The following is a 23,842-nucleotide window of genomic DNA, read 5'->3' as shown; positions in this document are numbered from 1 at the left end:
AAATGAAATAGGGGTGGTCGAGTGCCGCGTCAGGCCTGCTCGGGCAGCTTCGCCTTCTCGGACTCGAGGTCCTTCGTCGGGAGCGGGATGTAGTTGTTCCCCTCGACGAACACCGTCTGCCCGAACGTCGTCAGGAACATATTGATGAACGCGGCCTCCCGCTTATCCGTGCCGTTCGGCGCGTCCTCCGTGATTTTCGTGTACTGGTGGAGGTCGCGGTTCAGCGGGTACTCGCTGTCGAAGATGGTGTGTTCCGCGTCCTTGTCCGGCTGGTACACCGTCCCCTCGAAGTCGATGGCGATGGGCTGGACCTGCGGGCCGGTGAACGCGAGCGCCATGTACGCGATGGCGCCCTCGTTCTGCTGGACGGCCTGCGCGACCTGCTGGTTCTGCCCGAACCGGGTGTTCACGCCTGGCATCGGGGCGTCCGCGCTCCCGAGCATGTTCAGGCGGAACGAGGTGTCCGTTCCCGAGCCTTCGGCGCGGCCGATGACGTAGATCTCCTGGTCGGGCCCGCCGAGCTCGCTCCAGTTCGTGATTTCGTCCTGGTAGATCTGACGGATATGCTCGCCGGTGAGCTCGGTGATACCCGCGTCGTAGATGTCGCTACTGACGACGACCGGCTGGCCGTCGCGGCCGACGACGTGGTCGACGACGCGCTGGTCGCGCTGTTCCTCGCTCCAGCCGAGTTCGGCCGTGATGGGGCCGGAGGAGTTCCCGATGTCGACGAGGCCGTCCCAGACGGACTTACAGCCGGTTCCGGAGTGGCTCAGACCGATGGACGTCATGAACGGCGGCGTCGCCTGCTGGCCGGTCGGCTCGAACCCGTAGAGGCTCGCGAAGTAGTCCGCGAGCCGCATATCCGGCGACCCGAGTTCCTCCCATCCGGGGACAGTGGATTCGCTACTCGACCCCCAGTACTCGCCGTCGTCGTTCGGTGGATTCGAGTTCCAGTACGAACTCCCCGTGTTCGCGATGGGGTACACCGTCGAGGACCCCTCGGCCGTCAGCATCGACGTGTCGTTGCTCTCGGACTGCGTCGTCTGCTGCGTGTTCTGGTTGTCGTCGCCGCTCTCCGTTGTCGCCGTCGTCTCGTCGCCCGAGCTCTCCGTCTGACAGCCGGCGAGACCGGCCGCGCCGACCGCACCCGTCGCCGCGATGAACTTACGCCGCGATACACCCGCTCCCGTGCCCGTGTCGTCCTGAGGCATCACCTGAGAACATGCGGTTTCGTATAAAGACCCTTTATAATAGTATACTATTCGGGGCCGTACACCCCCGTACGGCTACGGACGCTCCGTTCTCGAACTATCCGTACGTCCGCCTATATAGCCGTACGTTCACTATAATCGGCGTAAACAGTCTGTATAGGCGCTCTCTGTCGAAAATTATATCCTCGCGCGTCCGATTCCGTCGAGTATGCGTGAACGCGCGGACACCGACGGCATCGACGGACTGGTGGTCGACGACGCGACCGACGCCGTCACCGACGAAGTGGACCGCGACCCCGCCGTCGTCCGGGCGGCGCTCGGCGCGGTCGCCGACGAGGACGGACGGGTCACGTGGGACGGCGTCGACGCCGAACTCGCCGACGCCTCGAAGGTCGTCGCCACCCCCGAGACGCGCGTCGAACTCGCCGCGATGGCGGTCGCCGACGCCCGGGACGCCGCGACCGACGCCCCCGACCTCGACACCGTGGACGCCCGCGTTGGCACGCACGAGGACCGCCTCGACGCGCTCGAAGCCACCGTGGACGACCTCGGCGAGCGCCTCCAGAACATCGTCGGGCAGGCCAGCGAACGGGACGCTCTCGTCGACGTTTCGCTCGCCCTCCACGACCTCCGCGAGGACGCGAGCGCCGCGCAGTGGACCGCCGACGAACTCAGTAGCGACGCGGAATCCCTCGAAAACTGGCTCACGAACCCCGAACGCCGCCGTGAGACGTTCGAGGACGACCTCGCAGACGTGGCTGACTCGCTGGACGCGCTCGCGGACGCCGCGGACCGCCTCGAAGGCGGTGACGCGAACGCCGCGGCGTGGGTTGGCGCGGCCCTCCAGTCGCACGTCCTCTCACTCCTGCTCGCGGACCTCCGCGCGGAACGCGCCGACCTCCGCGAGTGGGACGGCGACTACGAGACCGAAGCCAGCCGCCTCGACGCGCTCGCCGCCCGCCACCAGTCGCTCGCCAACCGCATCGACGCGAGCGCGACCACCGAGTGGCGGGACGCCCACGGCCACCGCGTGGAGCGCTTCGCGTCCGCCGTGGGCGACCTCGAACCGCCGATCGACTGGGGAGTCGTGCAGGCCGAACTCGACGCCGCGCGTCCGTGACCCGGCGGGCCTCGCCCCTGCCCGAGACGATTACCCGCGCGCTCCCCTATCCCGATTCATGAGTGAGTACGTCCCCGGGACGTGCAACATCGGCGAGCAAGAACGCCGCCGCCGCTACCGGATAGCGTACGCCGCGTTCGCGCTCGCCATCGCGTACGTCGCCGTCGTGGCCGCGGCGTCCGTTCCCGCCGTTCTCGTGCTTGGCGCGTTCGCGCCGCTCGCCGTCGGTATCGAGTGGTACGTTCAGGGCCGGGAGTCGTTCTGCGTGCGGCTCGCGTGGCGCGGCAGGTTTTCGTTCGGCGGCGACCGCGGCAGCGTGAGCGACGCGGACGCCCGCCGACGCGACCGCCGGCACGCCGCCGAACTCACCGCCATCTCCATTCTCGCCGCGGCCGTCCTCACCGCCGTCTCGTACGTCGCCGTCGCGGCGGTTTAGCGGCGGCGTGACGCGACGAGGGCGGCGAGCAGCGCGCTCACGACGGTGGCCGTGACGCCGAACCCGGGCGTGCTTCCCGTGCTCGACGGTGCGGCGGTCGTCGCTGTCTCCTCGACGGTGACGGTGAACGTACGGTCGCCGACCCGGACGGTGTGCGCGCCGGGTTCGTCGAGCGTCACCGTGGTCTCGAACGAGGCGGTCTCGGCGGGACCGAGTGCGGCCGTCCACGTCTCGACGGTCTCCCCGTCCACGACCACCGGGTACGTCCCGTTCGCCGGGTAGTCAGCGGGGTTCGATGCCTCCAGGGACACGCGGACCGCGTCGCCGGGCGCGACGGTCGTCGCGTCCACCTCGACAGTCGCGTTCGGGGACGCCGGCTCCCGCACCCGTATCGTTCGCGTCTCGTAGCCGTACGTCAGCGTGTACTGGCCGGCCTCGTCGAACGTCGCGGAGACGGTCGCCGTCGCGGTCTCGCCGGGCGCGACCGACAGGTCAGTGGTGTCGAGCGCGCGACCGGACCGGAGGAGCGCCGCGGTGAACGACCCGTCAGCGCCGCCCTCGTTCGTCACGTCGACCGACACTGCCGTAGTCTCACCCGTCACGAGCGTCGGCACGCTCCCGGTCGTCGTATTCCGGTACGGGCCGGTGACGCGCACGCCGTCGCTCGGCACCGACGCGACCAGCCGCGCAGTCGCGCTCTCGAACGCTTCGGCGTGCGCCTCACGGCCCCACATATCGGGAACAGCGCGCGTCTCCGTGTACCGCCGAGCGTACGACGCCACGTCGTCAGACCCCGCTGCTGCGATGGCGGCCAGGAACTCGGACTGCGTCACCGTCCCGTCGGTGTCGACGTTCAGCCGGCCGAGCACGTCCTCCGCCGTGTGCTCGCCGTCCGACGCGAGTCGAATCACGCGGTCGACGTTCCCGTAGACGAGCGGTCCCTTCACGTAGTTCGCGTAGTTGTACGTCCACGTCCCCGGGTCGGCGAGCACCGCACTCGCGTACGGCGACCGCGTGCCGCGCTGGAGGTGCTCTGCGAACGCGTCGAAGCCGATGCGGCCCTGCTGGAGCGTGAGGAGCGCGCCGTAGTACTCGGCGGTCGCCTCGGTCACCCACTGGGTCGCGCTCGTCGTACTGAAGTCCTGGCGGGTGTGCACGTACTCGTGCAGCCAGACGTTCCCCGCGGTGTCCAGTCGGCTGTCCGCGAGCACCCACGAGTCGCTCCCGCCGTACTCCAGGCCCGCCGGCCCCCAGTCCACGCTCGTTGGCGCGGCGATGGTCATCACGCGCTCGTCACGCGCGCCGACCTGCAGAGAGTCTGACGCGCTCGTGAGCGACGCGAGGATGTCGTCCGGGGACTCGGCCAGCGACGCGGCGGCGGGCACGACGAGCCGGAACTCCTGTCCGTTCTCGCTCGCCGTGTACGTCCGCTCCGGGCCGAGGTAGGCGATGTTCCCGCCGACCGCGCCCTCACCCGCGACCGCGACGGACGACGACAGCGTCACGCTCCCGTACGACGTCCACTGCGAGGAGAACTGCGGAACGGGCAGTATCGCCCACTCGCCCACGTCCACGAACGAGTACCCGCCGGACTCCTGGGCCGCGTCCGCATCCGGCGTCGCGTGCACGTCCTCGGGAAGCGCGCGCGACCCCGAGATGGTCTGGTTCACCTCGACGGAGAGCGTGAACGAGGGGGTTGCGGTCTCGTTGTCCCACTGGAGACCGTTCTCCGTCTCGGTGAAGCCGTCCGTCGACACCACCGTTCCCGTGCCCGCGCGGACATCGAGGGACGCGAGGTTCGACGGCGTGTCGTACTCCACGACCGCCGCCACCGCCCCGGAATCGTCCGGCGTGAGGCGGAGCGTCGTCGTCCGAACGAGTTCGCTCGTCGACTGCGCCGCCGCCACGTCGGACGCGGTCGTCGCAGATCCGGCGGCACCGGCGACGCCACCGGCCGCGGGCGCGACGGCCGCGAGGAAGAGGACGGCGACGAGAACCGTAGCGCGTTGCATATTCGTCGTCGAACCGCCGACGGCTTTACTCTGTGGGCGGAAGGGAAACCGACATACCGGCTGCGCCGCCCTACAACGCGTACGGAATGCTCTCCATCTCTCCCGCCGACGAGTACATGATCGCCGTCACCGCGGCAACCGTGCTCGGCCTCGTTCTGTCCGCGCTCGTCTTCCTCCCGCGCTCGCCGACGTGGTACGTCCGCGAGTTCGCCCGAACCGACTGGAAGTACATCGGCGTCGCGTGGCTCGTCGCCCAGAACCTCCCCTCGCTCGCCGAGGCGAACCACGTCGACCAGACGTTCACGCACGTCGTGTACGGCGTCGAGGGGAGCGCCGTCGCGGCCGTCCAGTCGGTCGCCAGTCCGCCGCTCACGTGGACGTTCGCCGTCTTCTACCTCGTCGTCTTCCCCGTGCTCGTGCCGTTCACCTACCTCGTCCTCAAGTCGCACGCGTCCGAACTGGACGCGCGCCGGTACGCGGTCTCCTACGTCCTCGTCGTCCTGCTCGCCGTCCCGTTCTTCCTCCGAACGCCCGTCTCCATCCCCGCGCTCTACCCGCCCGCGAACGTCGACCCGCTCGTGTTCGTCACGCCCGAGGTCGAGGCGGGTATGCTCGCGAGCGACTCCATGCTGAAGGCGTTCCCGAGCCTCCACACCGGCCTCTCCGTCCTCGCCGCGCTCTACGCGCGGAAGACGACGCGACGGTACGCGCTCGCCGCCGCCGGGTCGGCCGCGGTCATCGTCCTCTCGACGTTCTACCTCGGGATGCACTGGCTCGCGGACGCCGCCGCGGCCGCCCTTCTCGCGAGCCTCGCGTACGCGCTCGCCCACCGTATCCCGCCCGAGACGGTGTTGCCGTTCCCCGGCTACCGACGGCTCGCCGCCCGCATTCGCGATTAATCGGTGCTGGCGCCGGCGGCGCCGGGTCGTCCGTGTTCGCCCTCGTGCACGGCGGCCGCGACGCGTTCCGCGGGCGCGTGCGGCGCGTCCACGGCCGTTCGGTCGCCCGCGACGAGCACGCGGCCCGCGAGGAGGTCTCTGTTCCGCCCGAGGTCGAGGGCGTCGCTCGCGACGACGGTCGCGTCCGCACGTTCGACGAGCGCGCGAGCGGCGTCGAAGGCGTCGCCGTCCACGCCCGCGAACGGTTCGACGGTCACGCAGTCCGCGGCGAGCGCGCGGGCGGCGCGGTGGTCCGCGTCGCCTTCGACGACGGGGCCAACCGTCACCCGGAACCCGCCGTCCGCGAGCTGTCGGACGAGCGGCGCCGCGGCCCCGCCGCCGCCGAGCACGTGAACCGTTTCGGGGCGCTCGTCCGCCTGCTCGGAGAGCGGCGTCACCGCCGGCGACCCGGTGACGGGGTTCTCGCTCACCGCGGTGCGCGCGTCGAACGCCTCCCGGAGCGTACTCGTCGTCAGCACCTCCTCGGGCGGGCCGTACGCGAGCACGCCGCCGTCGGAGAGCACGAGCAGCCTATCGCAGTACCGCGCGGCGAGGTCGAGGTCGTGGATGGCCGCGAGCGCGGTGCGGCCCTCGGAGACGAGGTCGCGAACGAGGTCGAGCGTGCGAATCTGGTGGTTCACGTCGAGGCCCGCGGTCGGCTCGTCAAGCAGGAGTATCGGGGCGTCCTGCGCGAGTGCGCGGGCGAGCAGCACGCGCTTTCGCTCCCCGCCGCTCACCGCGGTGATGGAGCGCTCGGCGAACTGCGCGACCTCTGTTCGCTCCATCGCCTCCGCCACGATGTCCGGGTCGGGGTCGGCGCCGAAGCGCGCCTGGTGGGGGTGGCGCCCCATCTCCACCACGTCGCGGACGGTGAAGTCGAAGGAGATGGTGGTTTCCTGGGGGACGACGGCGATTCGCCTGCTCGCCGCCCGTGAGGAGAGGTCGTGGACGGCGGCGTCGCCCGCGGACACGGTTCCGGCGTCGGGCGTCAGGCCGCCCGTGATGGTGCGGAGGAGCGTCGTCTTCCCCGCGCCGTTCGGGCCGACGAGGCCGACGAGCGACCCTTCGTCGATTGTGGCGCTCACGCGGTCGAGGACGGTGAGGTCGCCGAACGACTGTTCGATGTCCTCGATGTCGAGTCTCACAGTTCGTGCACCTCGCGTTTCCGCAGGAGGTAGAGGAAGAACGGCGCGCCGAGGAAGGACGTGATGACGCCGACGGGGAGGCCGCCGCCGAACACGCCCGTGACGCCGAGCGCGCCGAGCGGGAGGCCGTCGACGCCGACGCGAGCGAGCGTGTCCGCGAGCACGAGGAAGCTCGCGCCGGCGAACGCGCTCGTCGGGAGGAGGATGCGGTGGTCGGGGCCGACGACGAGTCGGAGGACGTGCGGGACGATGAGGCCGACGAACCCGATGACGCCCGCGTACATCACTGCCGCGCCGGTGACGACGCTCGCGACGGCGAGGAGGAGGCGTTTGGTGCGCTCGACTTCGACGCCGAGCGAGTGCGCGTCCTCCTCCGAGAGCAGGAGGAGGTTGAGTTCGCGGCTGTACGCGTAGAGGACGAGACCGCCGAGCAGGGCGACGGGGAGGACGAGCTGGACTTCAGCCCAGTCGGTGTCGGCGAGGCTGCCCATCAGCCAGTGGATGGCGCGCTGGAGGCTGTGCTGGTCGGAGCGAACCATCAGGAGGCTCACGACGGAGCCGAGGAAGGTCTGGACGGCGACGCCGGCGAGGAGCAGGGTGGCGACGGGCGTGTGGCCGTTCTGGGTAGCGATGAGGTAGACGAAGAACGCGGCGGCGAGCGCGCCGACGAACGCCGCGGCGGGGAGGCCACCGGGGACGGTGAGCGGGAGGACGATGAGGGCGACCGCGGCGGCGGCCGCGCCGGACGAGACGCCGATGATGGAGGGGTCGGCCATCGGGTTCCGGAAGAACCCCTGCATGACGGTGCCGGCGACGGCGAGCGCGAACCCGACGGCGGCGCCGAGGACGATGCGGGGGAGGCGGAGGTTCACGACGACGAACGGGTAGGGCTGAGGCACGTCGAAGTGGAAGACGTGCGCCCACGTCACGTCGACGTAGGGGAAGCCGGCGGAGAGCGCGGCGCCGGTGGGGACGACGACCGCGTTCAGGATGGCCTGCGCGACCTCGGCGGGCGGGATGGAGATGGGGCCGAGGGTCGCGCTCGCGACGACGCTCGCCACGGTGAGCGCGGCGAGGGCGACGGTCGCGGAGACGACTCTAACGCGGGCGGCGGGCATACGAAGACAACCAGGGTTGGGTTAGGTAAATATTTATTGAACAAGCGTGGACGGGGAGACGTGCACAGACGCCTTCTTACCGTAGTGATGGTCGCACTGCTCGCAACCGCGGGCGTTCCGGCCCTCGGCGGCACCGTCGCCGCCCAGGACGACTCCGCGAACGCCACGTGTGGCTATCCGTTCACCGCGACGGACGCCACCGGAACCGAAGTGACGGTTGACGAAGAGCCCGAACGCGTCGTCGTCGTGGGCGCCAGCGGCACCCAGACGATGTGGGAAATCGGCGCACAGGACAAGGTCGTCGGCCTCTACAATAGCCCGTACACGTCCTACCTCGACGGCGCGGAGAACGTGACCAACGTTGCTACCAGCCTCGGCTATGCGGACGTCGAGAAAGTGCTCGCGCAGGACCCCGACCTCGTCCTGCTCGCGAACATCCAGAAGGACTCCACTGCCGAGAAACTCCGGCAGAACGGCACGACCGTCTTCAAGTTCGAGTCCGCCACCAGCTTCCAGGACATCTACGAGAAGACCCGGCTCACCGGCAAACTCGTCGGGAACTGCGAGGGCGCCGAGGAGACGGTGACGTGGATGCAGAATCAGGTGCAGAAGGTGCAGGAGGCGACCGCTGACGTCGAGAACAAGTCGATGCACTATTCGCAGGGTAGCGGGTACGCGCCCGGCCCCGACTCGTTCATCACGGACATCATGCGCACCGCCGGCGCGCACAACATCATCCTGAACGGCGACTTCTCCGGGCCGACCGCGAGCGACGTGAGCGGCGAGTTCGTCATTCAGCAGAACCCAGAGTGGCTGCTCGCCAGCTACAACCCCGCGATGGTGAACGAGACGCCGAACGGAACGGCGGCGCTCGAATCCGTCGCGACGGACGCCCTCAAGCAGACGCAGGCCTACCAGAACGGGAACATCGTCGTCGTGAACAGCAACTACCTCAGCCAGCCCGCGCCGCGCGTCGTCTACCCGCTCGTGGATATCACGAAGGCCCTCCACCCCGACGCGTGGGAGGCCGTGAACAGCACCACCACGACTACGACGAGCACGACGACGAGCTCGTCCGGCACGACCGCTGCTGCGGACACGACGACCGCCGCGACGACGACTGACGCCGAGGGTAGCACGCCCGGATTCGGCGTGCTCGGCGCACTCGCCGCGCTCGCGGGTGCGTTCGTGGTCGCGCGCCGTCGATAGGTCCAACAGGGTTTAACCGTCCGGTCGATTCTTTTCCCGTATGGTCGAGAACGTCATCTACCCCGCCTACCTCGACAGCGAGTGCACGCGGCGGGAGGGACGCCGGGTGCCCGAGAGCCTCGCGGTCCCGGACCCGACGGTGGACGAGATAGCGAAAGCCGTCGGACAGGTCGGGTACGACGCCGTCATCGAGCGCGATAAGGCGTACAGTCGGGAGAGCTGGCGCGAACGCGGCCGCGTGCTCGTGGAGAACGCCGACGACGCCGGGAAGTCCGACCTCCTGCAGGCCGTCGGCGCGTACGTCACGGCCCTCCGCGAGTAATGCGGCGCGCAGGCACCGTCACCCGGACCGCGCAGGGTCTCGCCATCGTCCGCTGCGAGGGCGAGGACCACCCCGATATCGGCGCGACCGTCGTCGACTCCTCCCTCGACTCCGTGGGGCGCGTCGTGGACGTGTTCGGCCCGACCGACCGGCCGTACCTCGCGGTCACGCCCGCCGACGGCGTGCACGTCCCCGCACTCCTCGGGGACACGCTCTACCTTCGATAAGTCGGAACGACGAAAACCCCCGGTCGTCTCTGTGCCGACATGAAGCAGCGCACGCGCGCCCTCCTCGCGGGTGCGGCGACCGTCCTCCTCTTCCTCTGCGTACAGGCCGGTGCGCTCGCACTCGTCGAACCGTTCGAACGCTACCAGACCATCGAGGACCCCACGAACCCCCTCAACAGTATTCTCTACATCGGATTGCTGCTCGTCGCGACCGCCGTGATGCTCGGCGTCATCAAGTACGGCAAGGAGCAAGCCATCCGGTACGTCATCATCGCCACCGGCGCGCTCGTCACCTACTACGTGTTCAGCGTCGTCGGCGGACCGCTCGTCGGCGCCGGCGCCGGCGCGCTCGTCGTGCTCGGCCTCCTCATTCACCCCGAGTGGTACGTCATCGACGCCGCCGGCGTCGTCATGGGCATGGGCGCCGCCGCCCTGTTCGGCGTGAGTTTCGGCGTGCTCCCCGCGCTCGTCCTGCTCGTCGGCCTCGCCCTCTACGACGCCATCAGCGTCTACCGAACCAAGCACATGCTCACCCTCGCCGAGGGCGTGATGGACCTCAACGTCCCCATCCTCTTCGTCGTCCCCACCCGCCTCGGCTACTCCTTCCGGGAGGACAGCACGCCCGGCGCCGCCGGCGACGACGAGGACGACGGCGAGCGCGACGCGCTCTTCATCGGATTGGGTGACGCCGTGATGCCGACGATTCTCGTCGCGAGCGCCGCGTTCTTCCTCGACGCCGACGCCATCCTTGGCGTCCCAATCCCCGCGCTCACCGCCGCCACCGGCACGCTCGTCGGCCTCGTCGTCCTCCTCCGCGAAGTCCTGAAGGGCGAAGCGCACGCCGCCCTCCCCCTGCTCAACGGCGGCGCAATCCTCGGCTACCTCGTCGGCGCGCTGTTCGCGGGCGTTCCCCTCGACATCGCGCTCGGCATCGCCGACTACCTCTAGTCGGCGGCGAGGTTTTTGTATCCAGGCCGCCTACGGGGATGTATGAAGTCCCGAATCAACAGGGCCGTGAGTCGCGCGAAGTACGCAGCTATCGGCGCCGCAATCGGTGCCGGGGTCGGCGGACTGCTCGGCCGGAACACCGCGAGCACGGGCGGCGCTATCGGTGGACTAGTCGGCGCAATCGTTGGCGAGAAGAGCCTCGGCGTGAAAGAGCGCGTCGAGAGCGTTCGCAGTCGCGACGAGTAGTTACTCGCCCGTCAGCGCCTCGCTCGCGGGCGAGATGTCGATAGTGGTTCCGCGTCCCGCTTCTTCCGCGCGTTCGTACAGCAGGTAGGCAGCGGCTGCCGTCTCGATGCCGGTGCCGCCGGAGTCGAACACGGTGATTTCGTCGTCGCTCGTCCGGCCGTCGGCCTCGCCGACGAGCACCTCGCCCAGCTCGGCGTGGATGTGGTCCTCGGTGACGACGCCTTCGTCGAGCGCGTGCAGGAACGAGCCGGCGTCCGTCGTTGCGCGGGCGCGGAGGTCGGGGACGTAGGTCGCGCGCTCGATGGTCGTCTCGTCGAGTTCGCGCTTGTTCGGGTTGTACTGCCCCATCGCGGTGACGTGCGTGCCGTCTTCGAGGTGGTCGCCGTCGAACACCGGTTCGGACGCGTTCGTCGCGGTGATGACGATGTCCGCGTTCTCGATGGCGGCGTCGGACGACGCGACGGCCGCGACGGAAGCGTCGAGTGCGGTGTTCATCTCGCCCGCGAACGCCTCGCGGTGTTCCTTCGTCGGCGAGTACACCCAGACGGTTTCGAGGTCGCGGACCTCCGCGGTGCAGCGCAACTGCCCTCTCGCTTGCGCGCCGCTTCCGATGACGGCGACGGAGGTGGCGTCGTGGCGCGCGAGCGCGTCCACGCCTACCGCGCCCGTCGCTCCGGTCTTGAACGGGTTCATGCTCGCGCCGTCGATGAGCGCGAGCGGTTCGCCCGAATCCGCGTCGAACAGCGGCGTCATGAACCACGCGTCGCGCTCGCCGAACCCCGCGCTGTACATGTAGCCGCCCATCGCGCCCGTGTCGGGGAGAATAGCGGCGTACGTCGTGAACATCCCGGGCGGGTCGCTGTTCACGAGTTTCGTGCGCGGTTCCGCGGGCGCGCCCTCGCCGCGCTGGCGGTAGGCGTCCCGCACGGCCTCGACGTAGTCTGCGGGTGTCGCGAGGTCGGATACGTCGTCGCTCGCGAGGTAGCGTGCGTCAGTCACGTTCGCGAGTTCGCGGGGCGGGAGGAAAAGCGTTGAGGGAGCGGCGCGTTATTCGGCGTCGACGGGCGCGTTCATCGGGCCGGAGGCGTTCTGCGCGGGGGACGTGGTCGTCGCGGGCGCGCGGTCGACGGGGCCGTTGACGAAGAGGGCGTGGCCGACGAGTGCGATTCCGACGAGTCCTGCGGCGGTTACGGCGGTTGTCAGCGAGAACCCGGTGAAGCTGAAGCCGCCGATGGTTCCCAGAAACGCGAGCGGGATGAGACCGAGGATAACGTCGTAATACTCACTCATAATACAATACATACTATGCGAGATACTCATATAAGTCTTTCCCACAGGTGAAGAGTGGCTGAAGTATGACTTACTCATAACTTATGAGTCGCGGAGGGTCGTCGTGGCTGTCCGCAACGCGAGCAGGAATATCGCACCGAACGCCGCTGCGACGGCGAAGAACACCGGTGACGCGTCGCCCGGGAAGAACGCGGTACTCCGCAGTAGCTGCCCGATTACGTCCGCGACCAGCCAGCCGCCGACTGTCGCGCCGGCGAGGCGGAGCCAGGACTCCGCTACGCGCTCGCCGTACGCGCCGAAGGCCCACGACCCGAGTATCCAGCCGACGAGGAACGGCACCGCCGCGCCCGCGAGCTGGACCGCGAGGTCGCCCGCCTGCGACGGCTGAAAGAGGAACGGACTGTGCTGGTACTCGCCCACGGTGACGAACGCGAGAATCGCCACGAGGTCGCCCGCGACGAACCGTCGAACCGTCCGCCGGTCGAACTCGAACATACCGGGCCTTCGCGCGCCTCCCTATTCGCTCCTCTGCTCTCGAACGCCCGCGACCGTGTACGCGAACCCGCGCTCGACGACGTGCGGCGCGAACCCCGCGCCCGCCAGCAGCCCGCAGAGACCGCCCGGCGCGTGGAACGTCGACTCGAACCGAATCGCGTGCTCGGCCACTTCGAGCAGTCGCCCCCGAACGGTGGTCGGGTCGAACTCCCGAACGACGAGCACGCCGCCCGGCCGGAGGACGCGCGCGGCCTCCGCGAGCGCCCCGAGAATGTCCGGGAAGTGGTGGAGTGCGTCCACCACAACTGCCGCGTCCACGCTGGCCGAGTCGATGGGAAGCGCGCCGACATCGCCCCGCACACACGGAAGCCCGGCGTCCGCGGCGCGTTCGAGCATCCCCCGCGAGGCGTCCACGACGGTCGCGCCGCCGAGCGCGCGGGCCGCCCGCCCGGTTCCGCCGCCGAGGTCGAGCACGCGCTCCACGTCCCGCTCCGCGTACGCGAGTCCGGCCGCGAGCGGCGCGCGCTCCGCCGCCGGCATCACGAAATCGTAGACCGGCGCGAACGCGTCGAAGTACGGAACGTCGTGCACACCCGTGGGTCGCGGGCGTGCCACATAAGCCTCCGCCGACCCAGGTATCGGTATGGAGTTCGACTTCCTCGGCTGGCCCGCCGACGAACCCACGCTGCGCCTCGACTGGCGGCGGTTCGCGTACGCCGGGAAGTTCGTCATGTCGAACACGGGCAAGGCGGTCGCGCGCGACGACGACCTCGTCGGTGCAGTGTCGTTCAACGCCGACCGCACCGACGACGCGACGGGGTGGCTGCGGTACGTCACCGTCCGCGAGGACTACCGGGGCGACGGCGTCGGCCCCCGGCTCTGCGCGTTCGCCACCGACCGCCTGCACGAGCGCTACGGAACGGTGAACATCGCCGTCAACAACCCCTTCGCGTACCACGCGCTCCACAAGGCCGGGTTCGGCTGGACCGGCGACTCGACGGGGCTCGCCGAACTCGTCCTCGCCCATCCCGCACTCGCGGACGGGTCAACCGCGGACGCCGACTACCGGACCGGGCTTCGACGGTACCGCGACCGAGACCTCTCCGACGAGGAAGCCGCGTTCGTCGCGGAGAAACTCGACGCCGGCGCGCCGGAATCCCGCGAACCGCCAGCCTGAAGCGCGCGCTCGCCCCACCACCACGCATGTCCCCGATATTCCTCGTGCTCGGGCTGCTCGCCCTCGCCACGGGCTCCGCTGCGCTCGTGAAACCCGGTCTCGTCTTCCGGCCGGAGAACGCGATGTACGACGCCGCCGACGACCTCAGCGACCTCGAAACCGCGGTCGTCCAGCGCGGCGCCGGTATCGCCACGGTCCTCGTCGGCCTCGTCCTGCTCGCCATCGGTCTCCTCTGACCGTCGCGAAACCTTAACCTCGAACGCGTCCAAGCACGGGTAATGGGACTCTCGGACCTGCGGCAGCTCGCCGTCATCGAGGAGGTCGCGTTCGCCGACCTCGACGGGGACGCGGTCGCCGTGGACGCGCACAACTGGCTCTACAAGTACCTCACCACGACCGTGAAGTGGACGAGCGACTCCGTCTACACCACGAGCGATGGAACCGAAGTGGCGAACCTCCTCGGCGTCGTGAAGGGCCTCCCGAAGTTCTTCGAGAACGACCTCACCCCGGTGTTCGTCTGGGACGGCGGCGTCACCGAACTCAAGGACGCCGAAATCGAGGAGCGCCGCGAGCAGCGCGAGAAATACGAAGCACAACTCGAGGAAGCGCGCGAGGAAGGGGACGCGGTCGCGGTCGCTCGGCTGGAGTCGCGGACGCAGCGCCTCACCGACACCATCCACGAGACGACGCGCGACCTCCTCGATATCCTCGACGTGCCGCAGGTCGAGGCGCCCGCGGAGGGCGAGGCGCAGGCCGCGTACATGGCGCGCGTCGACGATGACATCGACTACGCCGGCAGCGACGACTACGACACCATCCTGTTCGGCGCGCCGTACACGCTCCGCCAGCTCACCTCGAAGGGCCACCCCGAACTGATGGACTTCGCGGCGACGCTCGACGAACACGACGTCACGTGGGAGCAACTCGTGGATATCGCCATCCTCTGCGGTACGGACTTCAACGAGGGCCTCAGCGGCTACGGGCCGAAAACCGCGCTGAAATCGGTGAAGGAGCACGGCGACCTCTGGGGCGTCCTCGACGCCGACGACGAGTACATCGAGCACGCGGACCGCATCCGCGAACTGTTCCTCGACCCGGACGTGACTGACGACTACGCGCTCGACCTCGACGTGGACCCCGACGTGAGCGCCGCGCGCGACTACGTCTGTGAGGAGTGGGAGATACCCGCGAGCGAGGTCGAAACCGCCTTCGACCGCATCGAGGAGTCGATGGTCCAGACGGGCCTCGACCAGTGGACGTGACCTACCCGAACTGCATTCCGCCGTTCACGTTCACGATTTCTCCGTGGACGAACTCGTTGTCGAGGAGGTAGCTGACAGTCTCCGCGACGGATTCGGGCTGGCAGGCGTACTCGGGGAGGTGCGTGTCCACGGATTCGTGGCCGCGGAAGTCGATACGTTCGAGGTAGTTCACGATGTCCTCGTTGAGCTCGGTGTCGACGGGACCGGGGGCGACGGCGTTGACCTGCACGCCGGTCGGTCCGTACTCTCTGGCGAGAGACCGGGTCAGGCCGTGGAGGCCGGCCTTGCTCGCGGCGTAACTCGCGTCGACCGTCCCGGCGGTGCCGCCGATGCTGGAGAGGAAGACGATATCACCGGATGCCGTCTGGACGTGCGGGAGGGCGGCGCGCGTGACGTAAAACGCGCCGTCGAGGTTGGTGTCGAGGACGGCGTTCCAGTCGTCGTTCGTGAGTTCTTCGGTTCGTTCGGGTCGGACGATTCCGGCGTTGTTAACGACGGCGTCGAGGCCGTCGAACGCGTCGACCGCGTCCGCGACGAGTTCGTCCGCGGCGTCGGGGTCGCTTACGTCTGCCTGGATTGTGGCTGTGTCTGCGCCCGCTCGTTCGACGGACTGCGCGGTTTCCGCCGCGGCGTCGGCCGAGTTCCGATAGTTGACGGCGACCGCGTCCGCGCCCGATTCCGCGAGGTGGACTGCGATTGCGCGGCCGATACCCCGGCTCGCACCGGTGACAAGAACGCGCATCTACCGTCGGCCTCCGTTTCGGCGCGTCGTTTCCGATTCGTGCCGCCGTTCTCGTGGGGCGTTGTCGTGGAACACGACAGGGTGTATAACTCAGTGGTATAAGCAAGTGGTGTTTCCGGTCCCCGACCGGGCGGTTTTTCCTCGCCGGACTCCCTCACTCGTGCATGGACCTCTCCGAAATCGAGGACCTCATCGAGTCGAACATCGAAGACGCGGACGCGGAGGTCTCGCGAACGCGCGGCCCGCACGACGACGACCACCTCGGTGCGACGGTGGTGTCGCCCGCGTTCGAAGGACTCTCCCTGGTCGACCAGCACCAGCTCGTGTACGACGCCCTGGAGGGGAAGATGACGCGGGACATCCACGCCCTCGAGCTGAAGACCTACACGCCCCAGGAGTACGAGGCGTAGGTCGCGGCGAGCGCGCGTCGTTCCGGTGGCTTTTACGCTGTCCGCGACGACCCCCCGCGTATGGCAGACGATTACCGCGTCGAGGAGGACAGTCTCGGAGAGATGGAGGTCCCGGCGGACGCGTACTGGGGCGCACAAACCCAGCGCGCGGTGGAGAACTTCCCCATCAGCGGGGAGTCGTTCAAACCGCGGTTCGTGCACGCGCTTGGCGTCGTGAAGAAGGCGGCGGCGCAGGCGAACCGCGACCTCGAAACCATTCCCGAGGACAAGGCGGACGCCATCGTCGAAGCGGCCGACGAGGTCATCGCGGGCGAGCACGACGACCAGTTCCCCGTCGACGTGTTCCAGACCGGGTCGGGCACGTCGTCGAACATGAACGCGAACGAGGTCATCGCGAACCGCGCGACCGAGATTTACGGCGGCGAAATCGGCACCAGGGAGATTCACCCGAACGACCACGTGAACTTCGGGCAGTCCTCGAACGACGTGATTCCGACCGCGATGCACGTCGCGTCCCTCTCGGCGCTCGTGGAGGACGTCCAGCCCGCGCTCGAAACCCTCGCGGCCGAGCTGGAGGCGAAGGAAGAGGAGTTCGACGGCATCGTGAAGACGGGCCGGACGCACCTCCAGGACGCGACGCCCGTCCGCCTCGGGCAGGAGTTCGGCGGCTACCGCGCGCAGATAAAGAAGGGACTGGCGCGCGTGGAGAACGTGAAACCGCACCTGCGCGAACTCGCGCTCGGCGGCACCGCGGTCGGCACCGGCCTGAACACGCATCCGGACTTCCCACCGAAGGCCGCGGACTACATCAGCGAGGAGACGGGCATTCAGTTCCGCGAGGCCGACAACCACTTCGAGGCGCAGGCCGCGCACGACGCGATGAGCGAGGCGCACGGCGCGCTCAAAACCGTCGCCGGCAGCCTGAACAAGATCGCGAACGACCTCCGCCTGCTCGCGTCTGGACCCCGGAACGGCCTCGGCGAAATCGAGCAGCCGGAGAACCAGCCCGGGTCCTCCATCATGCCCGGGAAGATCAATCCGGTCGTCGCGGAGGCCGTGAATCAGGTGCACAAGCAGGTCGTCGGGAACGACGCCGCGGTCGGCGCGGGTGCGGCGGAGGGCCAGATCGACCTGAACCTCTACAAGCCGATTCTCGCGCAGAACTTCCTCGACTCCGCGACCCTCGTCGCGAACGGGAGTGAGACGTTCGCGAACAAGTTCGTCGCGAAGCTCGAAGCGAACGAGGAGCACTGCGAGACGCAGGTCGAGCAGTCGATGGCGCTCGCCACCGCGCTCAACCCCGCAATCGGCTACGACAAGGCGAGCGAGGTCGCGAAGGCCGCGCTCAAGGAGGACAAGACGGTGCGGGAGGTCGTGCTCGAACGCGGCTACCTCACCGAGGAGGAGGCGGACGAAGTGCTCGACCCCGAGGCGATGACGCACCGCGTCATCCTCGGCGACGACTAGAGGCTTTTTCACCGCGGGCGTTCCCCCATCTCACATGGAACGCCTGAATCCCCGCGTGCGACTCGTCTGGGCGGTCGGCGCGCTCGTCACCGCCCTCGTCCTCGGCGGCATCGTCACCGGTGTCGCGCTGTTCGCTGACACCAGCGAGTTCCCGTGGTTCACGCCGCTCTACGGCGTCGCCGTCTTCCTCCTCGTCGGTCTCATCGGCGTGGTGTTTGCGGTCCTCCGGTACAGGGTATTCCGGTTCGAGGTCCGCGAGGACACGCTGTTCCTCCAGCGCGGCGTCATCACGCGCGTGCGGACGGTCGTCCCGTACGTCCGCGTCCAGCACGTCGACACCCAGCGCGGTCCGCTCGAACGCCTCGTCGGCCTCTCCTCGGTCGTCGTCTACACCGCGGGAAGCCGCGGCGCGGACGTCTCGATTCCGGGGCTGACGCCCGAGCGCGCGGACGAACTCCAGGCGTCGCTGCGCGAACTCGCCATCGAGAGCGAACCCGAGGACGCCGTATGAGGCTCCACCCGTTCAGCGTCCCGTACCGCGTCCTCGACCGCGGCCTCCGGTTCGGGTGGGCGGCCGTCATCGGCGTCGCCGCCACCTCCGGCGGCGCGTTCGCGGAGTTCTGGCCGTTCATCCTCGCCGGCGTGGTCGCGCTCGCCGTTCTCGGACTAGCGTACGAGTACGCGTACTACCAGCGGTTCGCGTACGAACTCGCGGGCGACACGCTCGACATCGACTCCGGCGTGCTCAGCCGCCGCGAGCGCGAGATTCCGCTCCGGCGCGTGCAGAACGTGGACGTGACGCGGAACGTCCTCCAGCGCGCGCTCGGCATCGCCACCGTCAGCGTCGAGACCGCGGGCGGCGGGAGCACGGAGGCGAAACTGGAGTGCGTGAGCGCCGAGGAAGCAGAACGCCTCCAGACCGAAATCCGCCGACTCAAGGCCGGCGAAACCGCCGAGCCCGAGGGGGAGACGGCTGGGGACGTGCTGTACGAACTCGACGACCGCTCGCTGCTCGCGTACAGCTTCTTCTCCTTCGACCCCCGCGTCGCGTCCGGCCTCGCCGTCGCCTTCCCCCTGCTCGGCCCGGTCGTCGCGACGCTCGGGTTCACCGACGCCGCGAACGGTCTCGGGGCCGCGCTCCTCGTCTTCCTCGTCGGCGTCGGCGCCCTCCTGCTCGTCGGCGCGCTCTGGGCGGCGAGCGCGGCAGTCAGGTTCGTACGGTTCTACGGCTTCCGCCTCCGCCGCGAGGGCGACGACCTCCGGTACGAGCGCGGCCTCCTCAAGCGCTACACGGGAACGATTCCGCTCGACAAACTCCAGTCGGTGTCCCTCACGGAGAACGTCCTGATGCGGCGAATCGGCTACGCCACGCTCGCCGTCGAGACCGCGGGCTACGCGCCCGGCGACGCGCCCTCCGGCGGCTCCGAGGCCGCCGTTCCGTTCGCTCCCCGGGAGGACGCGCTCGACCTCGCCCGAACGCTCGAACCGTTCGACGACATTACGGTCGAACGACCGCCGTCGCGGGCGCGCCGCCGGTACGTCGGCCGGTACTGCATCCTCGCAGGCCTTGTCGTCGCTAGCGCGTTCGCCGCGCACGCCGTCTGGACCCTGCCGTACTGGTGGCTCGGCCTCCTCCTGGTCCCGGCCGCGGTCGCCGGCGGCCACTACCGCTGGCTCCACCTCGGACACGCCGAGGGCGACGAGTACGCCGTCACCCGCGCCGGGTTCTGGTCGCGCTCCACGACCATCGTCCCCTACTACCGCCTCCAGACCGTCATCGAGTCCCAGTCCGTGTTCCAGCGGCGCTGGGGGCTCGCGTCCGTCGTCTACGACACCGCGGGAAGCCGACGGCTCGCGGGCGGCGACGCCACCGCGCACGACATCGAGGAGGCCACCGCACGGACGCTCGCCGAACGCGCGGTCGACCGACTCCGCGCGACGCTCGGCCGCCAGTAAAAGGACACGCGTGTCGTGGGGCCGACGTGGGTGCGCCGGCCCCTGAACGGCGCCGTCACAGGTCGACGGACCGCTTGCGGGCGTGTGAACCCGCATCGGTGTGTTCGATTCGCACGCCAAAAAATTACTCCCCGACCCGCGGAGCCAAAGGAACTTTTTGCGCGGAATACGGTTTCGAACTATGCGTCGCCGCTCGGTTCTCGCGGCGGTCGCCACGGGTGCGCTCGCCGGCTGCGCGACCAGCGACGACGACCAGACGCAGGGTACGACGACCTCCGAAGCCCCGCCGCCCGTCCCGGATACGCCCGGGAACGACTGGGAGCGGTCGGGGTCGCGGCCTGACTGGGAGCGCGCGGCCGACCGCCGCATCGACGAGCACCGCCGGACCGAACTGACCGTCGCCGCGGACGCTGGCGTCGAGGTGGAGGTGGCGATGCTCGCGCCCGCCTACCAGTTCAGCACTGCGTACAACGTCGCGCGCCACCGCGCGCTCCCCGACGGCCACCCCTACCGGGAGTGGGTGGGGCGGCTGTTCACGGACGCGGTGTTCGAGAACGCCTACAAGTGGCGGCGCTGGCTCCAGCCCGGCACGCACGAGGAGATGCACGACGTGATGACGTTCCTCCGCGAGCGCGGCGTCCAGGTGTCCGGCGCGCCCGTCGTCTGGCAGCGCCGAACCGAGGACGTGGTGCCCGCGCGGGTGTGGGACGCGGTCGACGCCGGCCGTCCCGACCGCGTCGCAGCGCTCGTCGACGACCACGTCCGCGACCTCGTCGGCCACTGGGTCGGCGACCACGGCGTCACCGAGTGGGTGCTCGTGAACGAACCGCTCGACGCGAACGCGCTCGCCCGAACCATCGCGCCCGGCGACGACCGCACGTCGCCCGCACCGGTCCGCGAGTGGTTCCGCGTCGCGAACGACGCCGCGCCCGACGGCCGGTACGGCGTGAACGAGTACGACATCCTCGCGAAGGACCGGCCCGCGTACCGCGACGACTACGCCGCGCTCGTCGAGTACCTCACCGACGGGGACGCGCCGCCTGACGAGGTCGCGTTCCAGGGGCACACGATGGGCGCGGCGGAGACGGTCTCGGCCGACGAACTGCTCGCGCGCCTCGACCGGTTCGCCGGCCTGGGCGACCACGACCTCGTCGTCTCCGAGTTCGACACGCCCGGATTCGCCTCCGAGCAGGCCGCGGGCGACTACCTCTACCGGTTCCTCAAGACGGTCTACAGCCACCCCGACACCGTCTCGTTCCGGCTCTGGGGGTACTGGGACGGCCAGCACTGGCGCGACGACGCCCCGCTCTTCCGGGAGGACTTCTCGAAGAAACCCGGCTACCACGCGTACGCGAACCTCGTGTTCGACCAGTGGTGGACGCGCGAGGCCGGCGCGCTCACGGACGGCGCGTTCTCCACGACCGCTGACCTCGGCCGGTATAGAATCACGGTGCGCGGCGACGACTGGGAGCGCCACGTCGTCGCGACCGTCACGGACCCGTCAGGTGTGACGGTGCGCGTCCCGACCCCCTAGCGCGTGCCGAGGCGCTGGAAGCAGACCGCGGCACAGGCGGTGAGAACGCCGAGAACGAGGAAGGACTCGTCGAAGAGGTCGGCGTCCGCCATCGCGCCGACGAACGCCGACCCGGTCGCGCTCACGAGGAAGAAACACGTCCGCAGGAATCCCCACGACGCCCCTTGTGCGTCCGACGGGAGCGCGGCGATGACCGAGGAGTTCGCGACCGGCGCGATACCCATTCGCGTCCCGAGGAGGAAGGAGAGCACCGCCCAGACCGCGAGCGAGTCCACGAACGGCACCGCGAACAGCGTGAGCGCGCCGAACGCGGCCGTGACAACGAGGACGGGTCCCGTTCCGTACCGGTCGGAGAGCGACCCTGCGGCCAGTTGGGTGAGCCCGCCGCCGACGAATAGGAGCGCGAACACGCCGGAAGCGACGCCCTGCCCGATGTGCTCCACGTCCACGAGATACGTCGGGAGGAACGCCGTCAAGCCCTGGAACGCGAACAGGTAGAACGTCAACCCCAGGACGGCGAGCACTACGTCGCGGTCCCGCACCGCCTCGGGCACTCTGCGCAGCGCCTCGCGAACCGTGAACGTCGGCCCGGTGTCGATGGTGGTCTCGGCGTACTCGTCGATGGGTTCGGGGAGGACGCGGTACGCGAGCGCCGCGACAGCGAGGAACAGCGGAACCGCGCCGCCGACGAGGACGCGCCACCCGACATCGTCCACCGTCACCCCCGCGACCAGCGGGAGGACGGCGGACCCGAAACTCCCCGCGGCGAGTGTGATGCCGAACGCCGCACCGGCGCGCGTCGGGAACGCCCGGGAGAGCGCGGTGCCGCGCGCCGGCCCGTAGAACCCCGACCCGATACCGAACGCCGCCGCGCCCACGAGGAACACCGCGAACACGGGCGCGCTCGCGAGGAACGCGAGGCTCGCCGCGCTCATCGCGAGACTTCCCGCGAGCGCGGTTCGCTCCCCGATGCGGTCCGTGATGAGGCCGGCCGGGAACTGCGTGAGCGCGTAGAACGCCCACACAACCGTCACCGCGATACCGGCCGTCGCGTTGTCCACGACGAACGTCTCCTTCACCTGCGGAATCACCGCCGGCACCAGAAACCGCAGGCCGAGCGTGAGCAGCCACCCGGACGCGATACTCAATAGAACCCAGCCGCGGCCGTCGCCACGCAACCCCTGCACGGACTCCGTGAGTCGACGACGAACCTCTGACACGAATAGGGAGAAGTAGACCGCAGGTAAGAAACCCCTGAAAGACGCCGGGGTTGCCGTTAGTCGCGTCGCGCGCTATTCGAGGTCGAAGCGGTCGGCCTGCATGACCGTACTCCACGCCTCGACGAAGTCCTCGACGAGCTTCTCCTCGGCGTCGTCGGCCGCGTACACGTCCGCGTGGGCGCGGAGGCGAGCGTTCGAGCCGAAGATGAGGTCGAAGCGAGTGGCCTCCCACACCTGCTCGCCGGTGTCGCGGTCGTAGCCCGCGAACACTTCCTCGTCCTCGTCGACCGGCTCCCACTCGTAGTCCATGTCGAGGAGGTTCTGGAAGAAGTCGTTCGTCAGCGTTCCCGGGTCGTCCGTGAGGACGCCGCGGTCGGTGTTCTCGTAGGTCGCGCCGAGCGCGCGCATCCCGCCGACGAGCACCGTCATCTCCGTCACGGAGAGGTTCAGGAGCTCCGCCTTGTCGACCATCCGCTCCTCGAGCGTCTCGTAGAGGTCGTTGTAGTCGCCGCCGATGTAGTTCCGGAAGCCGTCCGCTTTCGGCTTGAGCGGCTCGAAGGAGTCGGCGTCCGTCTGCTCCGCGGTCGCGTCGGTGCGACCCGGTTCGAACGGCACGTCGACGTCGTAGCCCGCGTCGGCCGCGGCCTGCTCGACGGCGACGTTCCCGCCGAGGACGATGAGGTCGGCGAGCGAGACGCGCACGTCGTCGTCGCGCGAACCGTTGAACTCGTCCTGGATGTCCTCGTAGGTGTCGAGCACGTCCGCGAGCGCCTCCGGCTCGTTGACCTCCCAGTTGCGCTGGGGGTCGAGGCGGATGCGCGCGCCGTTCGCGCCGCCGCGCTTGTCGCTGTCGCGGTACGTCGACGCCGACGCCCACGCGGTCTTCACCAGCTGCGTGCGGTCGAGGTCCGCGTCGAGAATCGCGGATTCGAGTTCAGCGATTTCGTCTTCGCCGACGGTTTCGTAGTCCGCGTCCGGAATCGGGTCCTGCCAGACGAACTCTTCGTCCGGGACCTCGGGGCCGAGCAGGCGCTGCTTCGGGCCCATGTCGCGGTGGATGAGCTTGTACCACGCCCGCGCGAACGCCTGCTGGAACTCGTCGGGGTTCTCCTTGAAGTTCTCGAGGACCTCGCGGTAGTCCTCGTCGTGCTTCAGCGCCACGTCCGTCGTCAGCATCATCGGCTCCTCGGACTCGTCGAAGTCCTGGGCGGCCGGCGCCTTCTCGATGTCCTCGCGCTCTTCCTCGCTCGCGGGCTGCCACTGCCACGCGCCACCGGGGCCCTTGTGGGGTTTCCACTCGTACTCGAGGAGGTTGTCGACGTAGCCCGTGTCCCACACGGTCGGCGCGGAGTTCCAC

The 23,842-nt window shown here is 69.2% G+C and carries 27 protein-coding genes; 16 read left to right on the top strand and 11 right to left on the bottom strand.

From position 1 onward, the window contains the following. Nucleotides 1-29: 29 nt before the first annotated feature. Entirely contained in the window at nt 30-1,211 is a 1,182-nt protein-coding gene (locus U3A55_RS08875; RefSeq protein WP_330991142.1) for a substrate-binding domain-containing protein, read from the bottom strand. A 208-nt stretch (nt 1,212-1,419) separates the two neighbouring features. On the opposite strand from U3A55_RS08875, the gene U3A55_RS08870 reads away from it, so the two are divergent. Both U3A55_RS08870 and U3A55_RS08865 read left to right on the top strand, forming a co-directional pair. Beyond that, nucleotides 1,420-2,331 carry a hypothetical protein gene (locus U3A55_RS08870; RefSeq protein ID WP_330991141.1) on the top strand — a complete coding sequence of 304 codons (912 nt, stop codon included), beginning with the start codon at nt 1,420-1,422 and terminating at the stop codon, nt 2,329-2,331. Between the two features lie 58 nt (nt 2,332-2,389). Beyond that, nucleotides 2,390-2,767 (top strand): hypothetical protein, encoded by a 378-nt coding sequence (locus U3A55_RS08865; RefSeq protein ID WP_330991140.1) that lies wholly within the window; start codon nt 2,390-2,392, stop codon nt 2,765-2,767. Here the strand turns inward: U3A55_RS08865 and U3A55_RS08860 are convergent. After that, the gene (locus tag U3A55_RS08860; protein WP_330991139.1) at nt 2,764-4,779 is read right to left on the bottom strand and encodes a CARDB domain-containing protein; all 2,016 of its coding nucleotides are present in this window, start codon (nt 4,777-4,779) and stop codon (nt 2,764-2,766) included. The genes U3A55_RS08865 and U3A55_RS08860 overlap by 4 nt on opposite strands. Before the next feature lie 86 nt (nt 4,780-4,865). On the opposite strand from U3A55_RS08860, the gene U3A55_RS08855 reads away from it, so the two are divergent. Next, nucleotides 4,866-5,678 (top strand): phosphatase PAP2 family protein, encoded by an 813-nt coding sequence (locus U3A55_RS08855; protein ID WP_330991138.1) that lies wholly within the window; start codon nt 4,866-4,868, stop codon nt 5,676-5,678. Here U3A55_RS08855 and U3A55_RS08850 read toward each other — a convergent pair. Together U3A55_RS08850 and btuC are read right to left on the bottom strand one after the other, a co-directional pair. Further along, a complete protein-coding gene (locus U3A55_RS08850; RefSeq protein ID WP_330991137.1) occupies nt 5,675-6,862 on the bottom strand; it encodes a heme ABC transporter ATP-binding protein in 1,188 nt (395 codons plus the stop codon). The two genes, U3A55_RS08855 and U3A55_RS08850, sit on opposite strands and share 4 nt — an antisense overlap. Beyond that, nucleotides 6,859-7,980: a vitamin B12 ABC transporter permease BtuC gene (btuC, locus tag U3A55_RS08845; protein WP_330991136.1), complete on the bottom strand. Its 1,122-nt coding sequence runs from the start codon at nt 7,978-7,980 to the stop codon at nt 6,859-6,861. The genes U3A55_RS08850 and btuC overlap by 4 nt, the downstream gene beginning before the upstream one ends. Before the next feature lie 60 nt (nt 7,981-8,040). On the opposite strand from btuC, the gene U3A55_RS08840 reads away from it, so the two are divergent. Genes U3A55_RS08840 through U3A55_RS08820 form a run of 5 tightly spaced genes read left to right on the top strand, consistent with a single transcriptional unit; the run spans nt 8,041 to nt 10,932 of the window. After that, a complete protein-coding gene (locus tag U3A55_RS08840; protein ID WP_330991135.1) occupies nt 8,041-9,189 on the top strand; it encodes a PGF-CTERM-anchored ABC transporter substrate-binding protein in 1,149 nt (382 codons plus the stop codon). 40 nt (nt 9,190-9,229) lie between these two features. Continuing rightward, nucleotides 9,230-9,511 (top strand): signal recognition particle subunit SRP19, encoded by a 282-nt coding sequence (gene srp19 / locus U3A55_RS08835; protein ID WP_330991134.1) that lies wholly within the window; start codon nt 9,230-9,232, stop codon nt 9,509-9,511. Next, nucleotides 9,511-9,738: an H/ACA ribonucleoprotein complex subunit GAR1 gene (locus U3A55_RS08830; RefSeq protein ID WP_330991133.1), complete on the top strand. Its 228-nt coding sequence runs from the start codon at nt 9,511-9,513 to the stop codon at nt 9,736-9,738. Before srp19 ends, U3A55_RS08830 begins: the two co-directional genes overlap by 1 nt. A gap of 39 nt (nt 9,739-9,777) precedes the next feature. Further along, on the top strand, nt 9,778-10,686 hold the full coding sequence (locus tag U3A55_RS08825) for a presenilin family intramembrane aspartyl protease PSH (protein WP_330991132.1): 909 nt from the start codon (nt 9,778-9,780) through the stop codon (nt 10,684-10,686). 42 nt (nt 10,687-10,728) lie between these two features. Beyond that, on the top strand, nt 10,729-10,932 hold the full coding sequence (locus U3A55_RS08820; protein ID WP_330991131.1) for a glycine zipper 2TM domain-containing protein: 204 nt from the start codon (nt 10,729-10,731) through the stop codon (nt 10,930-10,932). On the opposite strand, the gene U3A55_RS08815 is transcribed toward U3A55_RS08820, so the two are convergent. The 4 genes from U3A55_RS08815 to U3A55_RS08800 all read right to left on the bottom strand — a co-directional run bounded on the left by U3A55_RS08815 (nt 10,933) and on the right by U3A55_RS08800 (nt 13,257). Beyond that, a complete protein-coding gene (locus tag U3A55_RS08815; protein ID WP_330991130.1) occupies nt 10,933-11,931 on the bottom strand; it encodes an ornithine cyclodeaminase family protein in 999 nt (332 codons plus the stop codon). Nucleotides 11,932-11,979: 48 nt separating this feature from the next. Beyond that, on the bottom strand, nt 11,980-12,222 hold the full coding sequence (locus U3A55_RS08810) for a hypothetical protein (RefSeq protein ID WP_330991129.1): 243 nt from the start codon (nt 12,220-12,222) through the stop codon (nt 11,980-11,982). Nucleotides 12,223-12,303: 81 nt separating this feature from the next. Further along, on the bottom strand, nt 12,304-12,717 hold the full coding sequence (locus U3A55_RS08805) for a DUF3054 domain-containing protein (RefSeq protein ID WP_330991128.1): 414 nt from the start codon (nt 12,715-12,717) through the stop codon (nt 12,304-12,306). 21 nt (nt 12,718-12,738) lie between these two features. After that, nucleotides 12,739-13,257 (bottom strand): class I SAM-dependent methyltransferase, encoded by a 519-nt coding sequence (locus U3A55_RS08800; protein ID WP_442978298.1) that lies wholly within the window; start codon nt 13,255-13,257, stop codon nt 12,739-12,741. A gap of 103 nt (nt 13,258-13,360) precedes the next feature. On the opposite strand from U3A55_RS08800, the gene U3A55_RS08795 reads away from it, so the two are divergent. The 3 genes from U3A55_RS08795 to fen are packed head-to-tail and all read left to right on the top strand — an operon-like array spanning nt 13,361 to nt 15,156. Next, nucleotides 13,361-13,894: a GNAT family N-acetyltransferase gene (locus U3A55_RS08795; protein WP_330991126.1), complete on the top strand. Its 534-nt coding sequence runs from the start codon at nt 13,361-13,363 to the stop codon at nt 13,892-13,894. A gap of 26 nt (nt 13,895-13,920) precedes the next feature. Next, nucleotides 13,921-14,130, top strand: a complete 210-nt coding sequence (locus U3A55_RS08790) for a hypothetical protein (protein ID WP_330991125.1) — start codon at nt 13,921-13,923, stop codon at nt 14,128-14,130. Nucleotides 14,131-14,172: 42 nt separating this feature from the next. Further along, nucleotides 14,173-15,156: a flap endonuclease-1 gene (fen, locus tag U3A55_RS08785; RefSeq protein ID WP_330991124.1), complete on the top strand. Its 984-nt coding sequence runs from the start codon at nt 14,173-14,175 to the stop codon at nt 15,154-15,156. Nucleotide 15,157: 1 nt separating this feature from the next. Here fen and U3A55_RS08780 read toward each other — a convergent pair whose 3' ends face one another. Further along, nucleotides 15,158-15,898, bottom strand: coding sequence for an SDR family NAD(P)-dependent oxidoreductase (locus U3A55_RS08780; protein WP_330991123.1), 741 nt, complete (start codon nt 15,896-15,898; stop codon nt 15,158-15,160). A 164-nt stretch (nt 15,899-16,062) separates the two neighbouring features. On the opposite strand from U3A55_RS08780, the gene U3A55_RS08775 reads away from it, so the two are divergent. From U3A55_RS08775 to U3A55_RS08755, 5 genes are all read left to right on the top strand, one after another. After that, nucleotides 16,063-16,308, top strand: coding sequence for a BolA family protein (locus tag U3A55_RS08775; protein WP_330991122.1), 246 nt, complete (start codon nt 16,063-16,065; stop codon nt 16,306-16,308). 60 nt (nt 16,309-16,368) lie between these two features. Then, a complete protein-coding gene (locus U3A55_RS08770) occupies nt 16,369-17,775 on the top strand; it encodes a class II fumarate hydratase (RefSeq protein ID WP_330991120.1) in 1,407 nt (468 codons plus the stop codon). A gap of 34 nt (nt 17,776-17,809) precedes the next feature. Further along, the gene (locus U3A55_RS08765) at nt 17,810-18,286 is read left to right on the top strand and encodes a PH domain-containing protein (protein WP_330991119.1); all 477 of its coding nucleotides are present in this window, start codon (nt 17,810-17,812) and stop codon (nt 18,284-18,286) included. Then, nucleotides 18,283-19,731, top strand: a complete 1,449-nt coding sequence (locus U3A55_RS08760; protein WP_330991118.1) for a PH domain-containing protein — start codon at nt 18,283-18,285, stop codon at nt 19,729-19,731. Before U3A55_RS08765 ends, U3A55_RS08760 begins: the two co-directional genes overlap by 4 nt. Before the next feature lie 181 nt (nt 19,732-19,912). Beyond that, nucleotides 19,913-21,265, top strand: a complete 1,353-nt coding sequence (locus U3A55_RS08755) for an endo-1,4-beta-xylanase (RefSeq protein WP_330991117.1) — start codon at nt 19,913-19,915, stop codon at nt 21,263-21,265. Here the strand turns inward: U3A55_RS08755 and U3A55_RS08750 are convergent. Then, nucleotides 21,262-22,485, bottom strand: a complete 1,224-nt coding sequence (locus tag U3A55_RS08750; protein WP_330991116.1) for an MFS transporter — start codon at nt 22,483-22,485, stop codon at nt 21,262-21,264. The genes U3A55_RS08755 and U3A55_RS08750 overlap by 4 nt on opposite strands. 72 nt (nt 22,486-22,557) lie before the next feature. Further along, nucleotides 22,558-23,842, bottom strand: a 1,285-nt coding sequence (locus tag U3A55_RS08745) for a peroxidase family protein (RefSeq protein WP_330991115.1), incomplete at its 5' end; no start/stop codon positions are given.

Origin of the sequence: Salarchaeum sp. III (genome assembly GCF_036418315.1) — an archaeon.
In the GTDB taxonomy this organism is placed as follows: Archaea; Halobacteriota; Halobacteria; order Halobacteriales; family Halobacteriaceae; genus Salarchaeum.
Note: the sequence above shows the minus strand (reverse complement) of the source record. Positions and strands in the feature narration are given on the sequence as shown.

Coding starts and splice junctions, on each gene's coding strand:
- U3A55_RS08875 (WP_330991142.1), bottom strand. CDS start 1,211: ATGCCTCAGGACGACACGGGCACGGGAGCGGGTGTATCGCGGCGTAAG.
- U3A55_RS08870 (WP_330991141.1), top strand. CDS start 1,420: ATGCGTGAACGCGCGGACACCGACGGCATCGACGGACTGGTGGTCGAC.
- U3A55_RS08865 (WP_330991140.1), top strand. CDS start 2,390: ATGAGTGAGTACGTCCCCGGGACGTGCAACATCGGCGAGCAAGAACGC.
- U3A55_RS08860 (WP_330991139.1), bottom strand. CDS start 4,779: ATGCAACGCGCTACGGTTCTCGTCGCCGTCCTCTTCCTCGCGGCCGTC.
- U3A55_RS08855 (WP_330991138.1), top strand. CDS start 4,866: ATGCTCTCCATCTCTCCCGCCGACGAGTACATGATCGCCGTCACCGCG.
- btuC (WP_330991136.1), bottom strand. CDS start 7,980: ATGCCCGCCGCCCGCGTTAGAGTCGTCTCCGCGACCGTCGCCCTCGCC.
- srp19 (WP_330991134.1), top strand. CDS start 9,230: ATGGTCGAGAACGTCATCTACCCCGCCTACCTCGACAGCGAGTGCACG.
- U3A55_RS08830 (WP_330991133.1), top strand. CDS start 9,511: ATGCGGCGCGCAGGCACCGTCACCCGGACCGCGCAGGGTCTCGCCATC.
- U3A55_RS08825 (WP_330991132.1), top strand. CDS start 9,778: ATGAAGCAGCGCACGCGCGCCCTCCTCGCGGGTGCGGCGACCGTCCTC.
- U3A55_RS08820 (WP_330991131.1), top strand. CDS start 10,729: ATGAAGTCCCGAATCAACAGGGCCGTGAGTCGCGCGAAGTACGCAGCT.
- U3A55_RS08810 (WP_330991129.1), bottom strand. CDS start 12,222: ATGAGTGAGTATTACGACGTTATCCTCGGTCTCATCCCGCTCGCGTTT.
- U3A55_RS08805 (WP_330991128.1), bottom strand. CDS start 12,717: ATGTTCGAGTTCGACCGGCGGACGGTTCGACGGTTCGTCGCGGGCGAC.
- U3A55_RS08800 (WP_442978298.1), bottom strand. CDS start 13,257: ATGCCGGCGGCGGAGCGCGCGCCGCTCGCGGCCGGACTCGCGTACGCG.
- U3A55_RS08795 (WP_330991126.1), top strand. CDS start 13,361: ATGGAGTTCGACTTCCTCGGCTGGCCCGCCGACGAACCCACGCTGCGC.
- U3A55_RS08790 (WP_330991125.1), top strand. CDS start 13,921: ATGTCCCCGATATTCCTCGTGCTCGGGCTGCTCGCCCTCGCCACGGGC.
- fen (WP_330991124.1), top strand. CDS start 14,173: ATGGGACTCTCGGACCTGCGGCAGCTCGCCGTCATCGAGGAGGTCGCG.
- U3A55_RS08780 (WP_330991123.1), bottom strand. CDS start 15,898: ATGCGCGTTCTTGTCACCGGTGCGAGCCGGGGTATCGGCCGCGCAATC.
- U3A55_RS08775 (WP_330991122.1), top strand. CDS start 16,063: ATGGACCTCTCCGAAATCGAGGACCTCATCGAGTCGAACATCGAAGAC.
- U3A55_RS08770 (WP_330991120.1), top strand. CDS start 16,369: ATGGCAGACGATTACCGCGTCGAGGAGGACAGTCTCGGAGAGATGGAG.
- U3A55_RS08765 (WP_330991119.1), top strand. CDS start 17,810: ATGGAACGCCTGAATCCCCGCGTGCGACTCGTCTGGGCGGTCGGCGCG.
- U3A55_RS08760 (WP_330991118.1), top strand. CDS start 18,283: ATGAGGCTCCACCCGTTCAGCGTCCCGTACCGCGTCCTCGACCGCGGC.
- U3A55_RS08755 (WP_330991117.1), top strand. CDS start 19,913: ATGCGTCGCCGCTCGGTTCTCGCGGCGGTCGCCACGGGTGCGCTCGCC.